At 33.1% G+C, this 12,400-nt stretch carries 13 protein-coding genes and 1 tRNA gene; 7 read left to right on the top strand and 7 right to left on the bottom strand.

Annotated features, from left to right (window positions below; genetic code table 11):
- Nucleotides 1-149 precede the first annotated feature (149 nt).
- Both ACGLWY_RS07845 and ACGLWY_RS07840 read right to left on the bottom strand, forming a co-directional pair.
- Nucleotides 150-947: a sulfite exporter TauE/SafE family protein gene (locus tag ACGLWY_RS07845; protein ID WP_396619124.1), complete on the bottom strand. Its 798-nt coding sequence runs from the start codon at nt 945-947 to the stop codon at nt 150-152.
- Nucleotides 948-1,014: 67 nt separating this feature from the next.
- Nucleotides 1,015-1,647 carry a Crp/Fnr family transcriptional regulator gene (locus ACGLWY_RS07840; RefSeq protein WP_396619123.1) on the bottom strand — a complete coding sequence of 211 codons (633 nt, stop codon included), beginning with the start codon at nt 1,645-1,647 and terminating at the stop codon, nt 1,015-1,017.
- Between the two features lie 262 nt (nt 1,648-1,909).
- Between ACGLWY_RS07840 and ACGLWY_RS07835 the strand changes: the two genes are divergently transcribed.
- Nucleotides 1,910-1,983, top strand: a tRNA-Arg gene (locus tag ACGLWY_RS07835).
- A 469-nt stretch (nt 1,984-2,452) separates the two neighbouring features.
- Here the strand turns inward: ACGLWY_RS07835 and ACGLWY_RS07830 are convergent.
- Genes ACGLWY_RS07830 through ACGLWY_RS07820 form a run of 3 tightly spaced genes read right to left on the bottom strand, consistent with a single transcriptional unit; the run spans nt 2,453 to nt 4,379 of the window.
- Complete coding sequence (locus ACGLWY_RS07830; RefSeq protein WP_396619122.1) at nt 2,453-3,718, bottom strand: ice-binding family protein; 1,266 nt, start codon at nt 3,716-3,718, stop codon at nt 2,453-2,455.
- A 23-nt stretch (nt 3,719-3,741) separates the two neighbouring features.
- A complete protein-coding gene (locus ACGLWY_RS07825) occupies nt 3,742-3,828 on the bottom strand; it encodes a hypothetical protein (protein ID WP_396619269.1) in 87 nt (28 codons plus the stop codon).
- A 47-nt stretch (nt 3,829-3,875) separates the two neighbouring features.
- Nucleotides 3,876-4,379 (bottom strand): hypothetical protein, encoded by a 504-nt coding sequence (locus tag ACGLWY_RS07820; protein ID WP_396619121.1) that lies wholly within the window; start codon nt 4,377-4,379, stop codon nt 3,876-3,878.
- A gap of 129 nt (nt 4,380-4,508) precedes the next feature.
- Between ACGLWY_RS07820 and ACGLWY_RS07815 the strand changes: the two genes are divergently transcribed.
- Nucleotides 4,509-4,676: a hypothetical protein gene (locus ACGLWY_RS07815; protein ID WP_396619120.1), complete on the top strand. Its 168-nt coding sequence runs from the start codon at nt 4,509-4,511 to the stop codon at nt 4,674-4,676.
- A gap of 182 nt (nt 4,677-4,858) precedes the next feature.
- Here the strand turns inward: ACGLWY_RS07815 and ACGLWY_RS07810 are convergent, their stop codons facing one another.
- The gene (locus tag ACGLWY_RS07810) at nt 4,859-5,137 is read right to left on the bottom strand and encodes a response regulator (RefSeq protein ID WP_396619119.1); all 279 of its coding nucleotides are present in this window, start codon (nt 5,135-5,137) and stop codon (nt 4,859-4,861) included.
- 888 nt (nt 5,138-6,025) lie between these two features.
- Between ACGLWY_RS07810 and ACGLWY_RS07805 the strand changes: the two genes are divergently transcribed.
- Together ACGLWY_RS07805 and ACGLWY_RS07800 are read left to right on the top strand one after the other, a co-directional pair.
- Nucleotides 6,026-6,820: a peptidase MA family metallohydrolase gene (locus ACGLWY_RS07805; RefSeq protein WP_396619118.1), complete on the top strand. Its 795-nt coding sequence runs from the start codon at nt 6,026-6,028 to the stop codon at nt 6,818-6,820.
- A gap of 152 nt (nt 6,821-6,972) precedes the next feature.
- The gene (locus tag ACGLWY_RS07800) at nt 6,973-7,455 is read left to right on the top strand and encodes an HNH endonuclease (RefSeq protein WP_396619268.1); all 483 of its coding nucleotides are present in this window, start codon (nt 6,973-6,975) and stop codon (nt 7,453-7,455) included.
- A 277-nt stretch (nt 7,456-7,732) separates the two neighbouring features.
- On the opposite strand, the gene ACGLWY_RS07795 is transcribed toward ACGLWY_RS07800, so the two are convergent.
- Nucleotides 7,733-8,776, bottom strand: a complete 1,044-nt coding sequence (locus tag ACGLWY_RS07795) for a LacI family DNA-binding transcriptional regulator (RefSeq protein WP_396619117.1) — start codon at nt 8,774-8,776, stop codon at nt 7,733-7,735.
- 255 nt (nt 8,777-9,031) lie between these two features.
- On the opposite strand from ACGLWY_RS07795, the gene ACGLWY_RS07790 reads away from it, so the two are divergent.
- Genes ACGLWY_RS07790 through ACGLWY_RS07780 form a run of 3 tightly spaced genes read left to right on the top strand, consistent with a single transcriptional unit; the run spans nt 9,032 to nt 12,366 of the window.
- Nucleotides 9,032-9,934, top strand: coding sequence for an NDP-sugar synthase (locus ACGLWY_RS07790; RefSeq protein ID WP_396619116.1), 903 nt, complete (start codon nt 9,032-9,034; stop codon nt 9,932-9,934).
- Between the two features lies 1 nt (nt 9,935).
- Entirely contained in the window at nt 9,936-11,012 is a 1,077-nt protein-coding gene (locus ACGLWY_RS07785) for a phosphotransferase enzyme family protein (protein ID WP_396619115.1), read from the top strand.
- 40 nt (nt 11,013-11,052) lie between these two features.
- Nucleotides 11,053-12,366: a sugar MFS transporter gene (locus tag ACGLWY_RS07780; RefSeq protein ID WP_396619114.1), complete on the top strand. Its 1,314-nt coding sequence runs from the start codon at nt 11,053-11,055 to the stop codon at nt 12,364-12,366.
- The last annotated feature ends 34 nt before the right edge of the window (nt 12,367-12,400 follow it).

The following is a 12,400-nucleotide window of genomic DNA, read 5'->3' as shown; positions in this document are numbered from 1 at the left end:
TTAGCTGTTCAACCTAAAGTCCAGTTTTTTGATGTAAATTTAAATAGTTATGTCAATACGTCAACTAAAATCGGACTATATTGAATAATAATTAATACAAATTTTATCTCATTTTCGGTTAAAAACAAAAAGTTAAGATGAGTTCAATTTTAGTTTTGGGTAAATTCCTTAATAATGATATAAATAGCCATTAACATTATGAAAAGGCCAAAACTTTTTTTTAATTTTTTGTTCGATATAAACTTTGACAAGTAACCGCCCAATAGAATACCTGCGATGGTTAGGCATGAAAATGTTATTAGAAAAGACCAGTCTATATTTAGTGTATATAAATCGCCTAAAAAGCCAATAATCGAATTTATAGATATGATAACCAATGATGTACCCACTGCATTTTTCATTGATAGACCCGCCCAAAGCACCAAAGCAGGCACATATAAAAAGCCACCCCCGGCACCAATTAATCCTGTAATGACACCTATGACTAAACCTTGTATAAAAGTTTTATAATAAGGTTGTTTTACAAAAACGGCAGTTGCTTTCTTTTTTGTTTTTATCATCGAAAATGCTACTACAAGCATAACAATAGCAAAAAATACCATGATGGCGATGTCATTGGTTAAAACAAATCCATTTAAATTAAAAATTTCGTCTGGGATGTTTGGAATCAAATAACGTCTTGATATAAAAACTGCTAAAAATGATGGAAATGAAAAAGTTAGACCTGTTTTAAAATCGACCAGTTTTTTTTGATGCTTATGAATAACACCAACAACCGATGATGTACCAACTATAAATAACGAATATGCAGTTGCTACCACTGGGTTATAACCTAAAAGATATACCAACAAAGGAACCGTTAGTATAGAACCGCCTCCTCCAATAAGCCCTAGAACCATACCAATTATAAAAGCACCAAAATAACCTAATAAATCTAAAATAGCCATAGTTATGTTTTACGTTACAAAATTAGACTACTAAAAAGGTTCATTAAGTAACATAAGTTACAAAGCCCTAAAGATCCAAAATTTTGATGCTGTTTCTGTGAAGTTCAATTTTGCCTTCATTTTCCAAGGTTTTTAATAACCTAGAAATAACGACTCTAGAGGTATGCAAATCGAACGCAATTTGTTGATGCGTTACTTGAACAACGTCATTATGGTTTACCATGGCTTTGTCTTTTAAGTGTTTTAAAAGACGTTGTTCCATTTTTAAAAATGCAATAGTATCAATAGCTTCTAAAAGTTCGGTCATTCTATCGTGGTAACTTTGAAGAATAAAATTTTGCCAACTTTTATATTTTCCCATCCATTCGCTTATTTTTTCAACAGGAATCATAACAAGTTTTGTAGGTGTTTCTGCGACGGCTCTAATTTCGCTTTTTTTCTGTCCCATGCAACAAGATAAGGTCATGGCACAGGTATCGCCACGTTCTATAAAGTAAATTAATAGTTCGTCGCCTTTATCATCTTCACGTAAAATTTTTATAGCACCACTAACCAATAAGGGCATTGACTTTATATATTCACCAATATTTATAAGTTGGAACCCTTCAGGTACTTCTTTAAAAGTTCCAACACTGTTGATTTCCATTAAAAGGTCGTCTTCAAATAGGTAACCATAGTTTTCTTTTAATTCATTAATCATTTTTAATATGATTTAAGAAGTATAAAGGTATTGACTTAAAATTGAAATAAAGAAAAATTTAGTATCTTTAATATGAACTCGTCTTGACTTTTTCGCTTCAATCAAAAAAGTCAAGATGAGTTCCAGGTATTTAAGCAAATAATAACCTTCCAATTAAACAAAATCAATTGACAGATAAAAATATCAATTTTATCTTTGTTAGATATATAGTTAATTTTATATTTGCACACCGGAAAACAAAAATATTTTGTTTGTCGTGTGAGGGCTCTTAGCTCAGTTGGATAGAGCACCTCCCTTCTAAGGAGGCGGTCGAAGGTTCGAATCCTTCAGGGCTCACATAAAGCCACATGGTATCAAACAGTGCCATGTGGCTTTTTTTATAAAATCCTAAGTTCCACACCTTTTTATCTTGAGCCATGAAATATCTAAACTTTAAGTTTAGTTTTTAGTGTTTTTTTTAACCCATTATTGCAGGATAACTTATTATATAACTTTTCCTTTTTCACAAAGAATCGAGGTGAAAAGGGAAGATAAATTGTTGTTTTCCTATATTTTCCAGTAATTCCTGTCTATTATGCTCTCCTGCAAAAACTTTCAATAGACTTTCAACTTTTGGGGTACTTGGGGGCACTTAAAACATATGTATTTATTGTTTTCATAATCTTAATTTTAAAGTTAAAAAATGTGATAGCTTCACCACCTTGGAAACCATAGACACTCTGTATATTTATTCGCCGACTTTTATGTCAAAGCTTGTTGAGATTGTTGTGAATCACTGCCCCTATTAGTTTAAAAATCAAAGCAATTAATATCCTGAACGAATCAACGATAAGGTTCTATGGTCAAGCGTCGCTTCACCAGTATCAACTTTCCACCGTATTTCAATAGGTTCCCCTGCAATTACTGTAACCATAGCTTGAAGAGACACTATTGAGTGAGACAAATTAATTATTCTGCTTGAATTCGATACCTCCAAACCATTTTGATAAATACTGTAAGTAGAAGTACTTGGGCTACTTGTTGTACCTGCGGGATATTCTTCCCCAACATGTGTACCAGTCATTGTCAAAGTTCCTAATGCCGTACCCACATCTCCAGTGGTTGTGGCAGTTGCTACATCTGAAACTGCACCTGAAGAGCTCCACATAGCAAATGTGGAAAGTATTCCTAAATTAACGGGAGAACTACCTGTTGAAGCAGTAATAACGACGCCCGCCCCAAGGGTTACTGCTCCCAACTTTGTAAACAGCCTTCCTTCAAGATCCGAATCGGCACCTAATGACACTGCTCCAGCAGCTGTTCCACCACCAAGCATGGTACCTTTCATTATTGTGTTAGCTGCCGTTGACATGGCTACATTAGAAACCCAGAATATATTTTTGGGATTTGCATTTCCTGTCAGTACAACAGTTGTACCTACTCCGGTAGTAAATGCTCCAGAGCCTCTTATAATAAACACCGAATTTGGGTCTCCACCCCCGTCCATTGTAAGTGTTCCGGCAATCGATGGTGCTCCAGACACATCATAGACACCTGCAGACAAAATCTCTCCACTACCAAAAGTTAGAACGTGTGGTACACCGCCTGGGTATGCCATTAATTGGTTATATAAACTTGCAGCATCAATAACACCTTGGTCTGAACTAAATGTTTGACTGCTAGACAACTGGGCATTAAATAAAACCAAGTAAGTGCCTGAAGGAGGCGATATTGTCATCCCCGTCACCAACAAATCACTAGTAGATGTGGTACTAATAATTCCGCCTTCGGTGACAGTATCAATCATAGATCCCTCTTGTCCTTTGACACCTATCCAATTTGGTACTGAAGGAATTCCAGTATTTAATTGACTATCACTCAAGGTAAGGTTGTAAATCATTAAACCTGTCGCTGGAAGTATGATAGCATCTCTTTGTACTGTGGTTAATCTTGGTATTAATAACCCTCTACTGTCGGAATAAATATCTAACATAGATGAGTTGTCTGGGGTTGTAGTTCCAATACCTACTTGTCCAAAAACAATGCTATTTATTAAGAAACATATTACTAAAATAAGTTTTAAATTTTTCATGTTAAGTATATTATTAAATAGGGTTAATTTATAATTTTAAAAGATTTTTTATTTTGTCCAGATTCAATTAAAACAATGTACATACCTTTTTGATGTACAAAAGGGATTATGATGTTATCATCATGAGACAGTCTATTTAAAGACTCTATTTTTTGTCCTAATACATTAATACTGTTACTTGATTAATTCCTATAAGATTTTTATTTTTGATTAGTATCGCATCATTTTTGAAGTAAGCACTAATGTTGTTGTTAGTAAGAAACTCTTTAGTATTGTTAAGCGTTTCGGTAGCTTGAAAAACAATGCTAAACCTATCTAAATACTCTCCTGGAGGTAAATTTGGACTAAAATTAGATTCAGATAAATTGTAATACGTGTTTAATAATGAATCTTTAATATAAACAGGATCAGTAAAATTTTCAACGGCATCTAACATAATGACATGCTTCCCTTGTTGAGTAATTATTATTATTATTATTATTATTCCAATAGGGAACTCATATATATTGTCATAAGTTCCAACACCTTGAATCACGTATTTTTTTGTTAAATCATTTTCAATAATATAAAACATTTCATCTTCTCTTGGATCTATCATGGTAGCGTCAAAACCCATATTAAAATTTAAATCCGCATCACTATTATGCAAAAATCCTAACAAAAGTTGCCTATGAAACAGTTCAGGATCTTCATAACCAATTCTTATAAAACTATCTACTGTGTCTACTTGTGAATTACTTTTTTTAGTATTTGATTATTTATAGAAATTTGAAACTACTCCATCTTCAGTTTGAAAAGAACGTTGAGAATTATTGAAAGTAATTATTCCATTAGATATGGCTTCCACCATAAAACCCTGCCTACTGCCATATATTGCTTTGGTATGATTCCTGCAGCTGATCCTAAACCAGAGATTGATAAATTTATAGATGGTCCTACACCTCCAGATAAGTTATAAATAGAATAGCTCCAAGATAGGCTGCTAAAATATGTGAAGTTGATCCTTTTATATTTTTTAACGTCATAGCCTCAATTAATTTCTCTTTCGTTAAAGATTTTATTAAATATCCAGAACAAAACTCAATACTTAATGCTTCATAAATGTCTTTTTCATTATTGGATGAGGAAAGAAAATAAATATCAATTGGTTTTTTTTTTAAAGTCTGTTTTGTCCAAATTTTTTAAAAACTCAAAACCGTTCATAACAGGCATATTAATATCCAACAAGATTAAATCAATATTATTAGTAGGAATTACTCCCTTCACTTTAGAAGTTTCCTTAAAATAATCTAGTGCCAAAACACTGCTACTAAATGTTTTTATACTTGCTCTTTCAAAAGCAAGTGAACAAATTTTTTGACTAATAAAACAATCAATTTTGTTGTCATCAATGATGACTATTTCGTTAATATCTTCCATGATCTACATTTTGTCTAACAGGTTCGGATTTAAACAATTTTATAAATATGTTCCTTAAGAATATTTACATCCAAAGGCTTCATTAAAAACCTCTTCACATAAGAGTATCGTGCTGCTTTTTCATTGCTTTCAAACAGGCGCAGCTTGTTTGCACGGGTTAGCTCTTGCGCCCGATTATTCATGACTTAATTCTGAAGGGACAATTCATTAATTGCGTTTTGCAGCTTCCCCTCCGTCGAAAGCGTACTTTTAGAATGACTTGATTTATCTTTCATCTTTACAATTCAATTAGGTATTATTAATATCAGAGGGAGTAGTAGTTGCTTTGGGTAAGGTGTGATGGATACATTTGTATGTTTCCAAATATTCAGAGGACTATGTTTTATCACCTCATTGGTAAAGATAGTTTAAATAAAATCCTAAATGTTAATTAATTAGAACAAAATTAGTTGATTAAAGAAATGTAGTAATTTACTATCCTATTTTTGTTGAATGGAATGGTATGAAATAATAGGTTAAGTCGTAGCTAGTATAATAGGATTGTTTATCCGAGATTATGTTTATAAGAATAAATATAAATGGCGAAATGATAGTTGGAAGAATAGGAAGAAATAGAGATGCGAGGGCATCTTTTTTTGTGGGTTGCTGTTAGGAATTTGTTGTAGAGCAGATGTATAGGTCGTTGTTTTAGTATAAAAAGTTGTAATTAATAGAAGGCTTGTTTAATGATTTGTAAGAAAAAATAAATATATTTGATAAGCAATAAAGTCTGATCGCTGTCAGACCTATTCACCTGAAATTGGAGTGATAGGTCTGCTTTTATGAGACCTATACACTAGTTAGCGGTCATTGCATTACGAAACCCACAAATACATAATTAATTAAAAAATGAATACTAAAAAACTTACTTATTTACTTCTGATTTTATCATTCTACAGTTGTAGTGCACAAAAAAAAACAACAAATGATGAAACTTGGAACAAAATTGTTACAGAAACTAAAACTATAAACAATATAACATACATATTCCCATCTGAAGCTGAAATTCCGCGTAGAAATCTTGCAATTGAAGAATGTCAAAAAGCAATTGAGGAAAATTTAAAACTAATTGGGGAAACAGAGTTCAATAATAAAATGGATATTGAATTTTTAAAATCAAGAAAAGAAATGCTAAAATATGGTGGAATGGCTGCTCAAGGTTTGGCTTATCCCGACAGAGATGTTTTCTTCACTTTGCTTAAAGACAAAGGTTCACCAATAAAACACGAAATGATGCATATGATAACAATGTATAAATGGGGTACACCTCCATATTCTTCTACATGGATGAATGAGGGTTTAGCAACTTATTCTGGTGGAACTTGTTCTAAATACTCATTGGAAGAGATTTATAAATATTTTATTCAGAGTAATAAATTAATTTCTATGGACAAGTTATCAGAAGATTTTTATGAAAATCCAGATATGATAGCTTATACTCAAAGTGCCTTTATTTGCAAATTTCTAATTGATAACTATGGAATAACCAAATTTAAAGAACTTTGGAAAAGCGGGTATGAAAAGCTAAATGAAATCTACGGAATTGACTCAAAGACTTTAGAAAATACTTTAAAAGATTATATCAATAAAAAATATCCAAAAGATATAAATTTTGATTGGGAGGAATTTAATAAAGGATGTTAAAAGCAACGAACTGCTATAGTTTCGGTGAAAATAATGGAATATTAATACAACACCCTGATTTGATAAAAAAAACGGCATTTAAAACACGTTATATGCCATTTTACCCCTCAGACAACTTTTACACTGCAAATAAATGAGTTTTCCCGCAAAAAATTAAAGATGAGATTTTTGTTAAATCTGCAAGACATTGTTGTGTCTGCCATAAACCAAAAGGTCTAAACATTGAAGTTCATCATATTACTCCTAAAATGCAGGGAGGAAAAGACACTTTTGAAAATGCAATTGCTTTATGTTTTGATTGTCATGCTGACGCAGGTCATTATTTTGCTGGACATCCTAAGGGGGCTAAACTTTCATCAAAAGAATTAAAAGACAGAAATAAACCAAGTTCTTATTACATTCCTTTCGTTAACAAAATTAGCAGTTATGACGAATACATTGATTATTTGAATGGAGACTTTCCAGAAAAAAATTATCTTCAAACTCCAGATGAAGATTCAAATACTGATTGCCAACCAATAAAACACCTAATGCCAAATATTTTATTTGCATGGGGACCATTAAAAGCGGATAATTTGAACCATATCATTTACGGCTTTAAACTAATACAATACAATGAGTTATTGATAATTTAACCATGCTCACTTTTTTCCGCCGAGGGTGGTATTATCTTGCCGTTTTTTGCAATTAAATATTAAGAATGGTAAAATAACACAATACGTCCATAAAAGAGGAGATAGTACAAACTTATTAGAATACTTCAAAAAACACAAAAGGAATTTACCGTGCTAAATATAATAAACAGTACAATGGAAGTTACTAGTTATTCTGGATAACCTGGGTAAACCAAAATACTTAAGACCCAAATTTCCATATAGCATCTTCATTTGGGATATTAAAATTAAAGAACCGTTAATTCCTCATGAATAGTTTCACGTTTTCTGAATTTATAATATCTATTGGTAAAAGTATTTGATCTGGTATGTTTTTTTCAAAAAGAAAATGTTCCACTAAATGTTTTAGACCAATATAAGCCTGTTGCTTAGGATTTTGATGAATTAAAAAATCTATAACCCCACTTTTTAAATAATCTACATTTTCATTTAATAGATCATACCCAATAAGGGTTAAATGGGGAAGATTTAACTCTTGGATTACTTTGGCAACCTGATGAATCTTAGAAGTTGTAACAAAAATTCCGGCTATGTTCTTGTTCTCTTCTAAAAATTTAATTAGCGAGCTTTCAAAATTTGGATGCTTTATTTTACATGAGATTATGTCACCTGTGAAGCCTTGTGTTTCTTTAAAAAAACGTCTAAACCCATTTTCCTTCTGTTGCATGTGTATAGCGTTTTTGTATTTCTCATCAATGTGTACCACCGCTATATTGCCTTTTTGCATAATGCTATGCATTAGCTTGGCTGCAACCCGCCCACTTTGGAATAAGTCTTGTCCAATAAAACTTTTGATGAACTGAGAATCGATTTTGTTGTTAAATGTTGAAACTGTAATGCCTAATTTGTTGTAACCTTCCAGTACAATCAAAGCTTCTTTCAAAAACAATGGAACTAAAAGAACTGCATCTGGAGATTTGCTCTGTATTAAAGCATTTGCATCTAAAAAAGACTTCGTATTTACAGGGTTGAAAAAGAAGGTTTCAATACTTACTCCAAAGGCATCCAATTCATTTTCAACATCATTAATGCCTGTAATACAAGGATTCCAATATGGATCTTGCTCTTGGTCAGGTAACAAAACACAAATATGGTAAACTTTATTGCTTTTTAAGTTTTTGGCAATAGGGTTTGGCTTAAAGTCAATCTCATCAAGAACTGCATTCACTTTCATTAAGGCAATTTCTGAAACTTTGCCTCTGTTATGCAGAACACGATCCACAGTGCCTTTGGAGACCCCAGCCAATTCCGCTATGTCTCGAATAGTATATTTTTTTAGCATAAACAAATATATAAAAAAGCGCGACTCATCTGAAATAAAATGTGTTCGAACACAAATTAATAGTGTGTTCGAACACATTATTTATGTATTTTCTTTTTTTTTTAATAAATATTACATACATTCGCCACATAAATAAAAAATTTAATTTATTTTAAATAATTGTACTACAGTAAATTATGGTGATTTTTGATTTTAAAAAAGCTTTTTTGCGATAGCTTTTTTTTAAATTGATTTTTAACTATTATAACATTTAAAATGAATAAACCCACATTAGTAATTTTAGCAGCAGGAATGGGTAGCCGATATGGCGGATTAAAACAGATCGATTCTTTTACTCCAGAAGGCGATACAATAATAGATTTTTCATTGTATGATGCGCTTCGTTCAGGGTTTGGGAAGTTTGTGTTTATCATAAGGAAAAGTTTTGAAAAAGAGTTTAAAGCCATTTTTAACAAAAAACTGAAAGGCAAGGCAGAGGTTGCATATGTGTTTCAAGAGTTGGAAAATGTTCCTGATAAGTATATAAACCCTGAACGAACAAAACCTTGGGGCACAGGGCATGCGCTCTTAATGGCAAAAGATGTTGTAAAAGAGAATTTCGCCATTATAAATGCAGATGATTTTTATGGGCAGGAAGCTTTTGTAACCATGGCTAAGAATTTAATGAGAACCGATAAAGGGTCGTATAATTTTAGCACAATGGCTTACTCATTAAAAAACACAGTTTCAGATCATGGTTTTGTTTCGAGAGGGGAATGTAGCGTTGATAAAAATGGCTATTTAATAGACGTTACAGAGAGAACACATATTGAAAGAATCAATGGTATATTGATGCGAAAAGATGATGAAGGTGAGTTTATCCCTATAGATGGAAACACCATAGTTTCAATGAATTTTTGGGGATTTACCCCGAAGAGCTTTGAGTTTGGAGGCAAATTATTCGAAGAATTTTTAGAATCAAATAAGGAAAACTTGAAAGCGGAATTTTATTTGCCATCAATAGTCAACGAAATATTAAAATCCGGAAAGGCCAGTGTAAAAGTCTTAAGATCTGATGCGAAATGGTTTGGGGTCACTTATAAAGAAGATAAAGACATTGTTCAGAAAGCGATAGAACAATTGAAAGATAAAGGAGTGTATCCAAAAAAACTTTGGTAGTATGAAAGCGGAACAGATAAATTTAATTTTCAATCAATTTACCCATAAAGGTGAGTTTGAATCTTATCAAGAATTGGTCTCAGGACATATTAACGATACCTATTTAATAAAGACCAAGAAGAAACCCTATTTTGTTTTGCAGCGTATAAACCAGGGTGTTTTTAAAGATGTTACGGGTCTAATCGAAAATAAAGTAGCAGTAAGCGATCATATTCAGGAAAAATTAAAAGATCTTCCAAAAAAGAAACTATATCGTCGCGTATTGGTTTTTGTAAAAACAAAAGAGCGCGCGCCATATTACCAAGATAATTCAGGGAATTATTGGAACTTAATGTATTTCATTGATGATAGTTTAACTTTTGAAACAGTTAATGATATAGAGATCGCTTACGAAGCTGGAAAGTTATTTGGAGATTTCCTAAACATGACAAGTGATTTTGATACATCAAAATTAATAGAAGTCATACCAAGATTTCATGACATGTCTTTTAGGTATTCACAATTTCAATCTGCCATACAATCAGTTTCCAAAGAGCGCCTTTATAAAGCGAAATCCTGTATAGACCGAGTGATGGATTTGAAGGAAGAGATGCATATTATTCAAAATCTAAAAGAGGCTGGAGACATTAAGTTGCGTGTAACCCATAACGACACAAAAATATCGAATGCATTATTTACTAAAGAGAATAAAGGTCTGTGTGTCATTGATACAGATACGGTTATGCCAGGAATTGTACACTATGATTTTGGTGACGCAATTAGAACCATTTGCAGCACAGCTGCAGAAGATGAAACAAATTTGGACTTAGTAGAGTTCAATGTTGAATACTATAAGGCATATACAAAAGGATTTCTTGAAAAAATGGAATCATCATTGTCTCCCTTAGAATTAAAGTATTTGTCACTGGGTGCTAAAACCATGATATTCATAATGGCCTTACGTTTTTTAACGGACTATTTAAATAATGATGTCTATTACAAAACTAAATACCCTGAGCATAATTTGGACCGAGCTAAGAATCAGTTCAAGTTGATTGAATGTTTTTCCAAAAAGTATCAAGAATTACAGAATATATAACAGTTATTAATCAGTTAGATACAGTTTAAAATCAGAGACCATGGCCAAAACAAAAAATAATTTAGTCCCCATAATTATCATTGCCGGTTTGTTTTTCATATTTGGATTTGTGACATGGATCAATGGAGCGCTCATACCCTTTATGAAGACAATCAATGAACTGACCGATGCACAGTCTTATTTTGTAGCTTCGGCATCTTACATTTCCTTTGTGGTCATGGCGTTACCGGCCTCTTATATTTTAAATAAAATAGGTTACAGGAAAGGGATGTCCTTAGGGTTGATCATCATGGGATTGGGCGCACTTGTTTTTATACCGGCAGCAGAAGCAAGAACATACTGGGTGTTTTTAACCGGTATTTTTATCCAAGGTATAGGGATGACCTTGTTGCAAACAGCCGCAAACCCCTATATAACCATATTAGGCCCCATAGAAAGTGGTGCAAAGCGTATTGCCATTATGGGAATCGCCAATAAAACAGCTGGCGCCCTTGGGTCGTTGATCTTTGGAGTCTTGTTGTTATCGGGAATCGATGAAGTAAAAGAGAAACTCGGAAGTGCCTCTGTTGAAGAAAAAGGTATCCTGTTGGACAAGATGGCGGACAGTGTTTTTATGCCCTATTTGATCATGGCATTGGTGCTGTTCATACTTGGAATGCTGATCAGAAAAGCACCATTACCACATGTGGAAGCTACAGAAACAAAAGAAACAATAGGAGGAGGAACAAATAAAACCAGCATTTTCCAGTTCCCACATTTATGGTTGGGAGTATTGACGTTGTTTGTTTATGTAGGGGCAGAAGTGATAGCTGGTGATACTATTATAGCTTATGGGATTTCCCTTGGGTTTTCAGCGGCGGATGCCAAGTTCTTTACCACCTTAACGCTTTTGGCCATGGTCATAACATATGCCTCTGGGGTTATCTTGATCCCTAAGTACCTGAAACAAGGAACGGCATTAAAGATCAGCGCAACGTTAGGCATTATTTTCAGTATTTGCGTTCTATCAACTACAGGAATTGCTTCTGTGTTGTTTGTAGCAACCTTAGGAATAGCAAATGCCTTGGTCTGGCCAGCAGTTTGGCCATTGACATTGAAAGGCTTGGGCAAGTTTACAAAAACGGCCTCTGCATTATTGATAATGGCCATATCGGGAGGGGCCATCATTCCACCACTGTATGGAAGAATGGTAGATGCGGGCAAACATGAGCTTATAGCAAACGGTATTGATAAGGCAGAAGCTTTATCAAGTGCTGCAACACACAGTTATTGGATTTTGATTCCCTGTTATGTAATCATCCTGTTTTTTGCATTAAAGGGACATAAGTACAAAAGTTGGACCAAAACTAAATAAAGAGAATTAAAATTTAATCGGTAAAAAATAAATC

It is taken from the genome of Mariniflexile sp. HMF6888, assembly GCF_044335535.1.
Classification (GTDB): Bacteria; Bacteroidota; Bacteroidia; order Flavobacteriales; family Flavobacteriaceae; genus Mariniflexile.
Note: the sequence above shows the minus strand (reverse complement) of the source record. Positions and strands in the feature narration are given on the sequence as shown.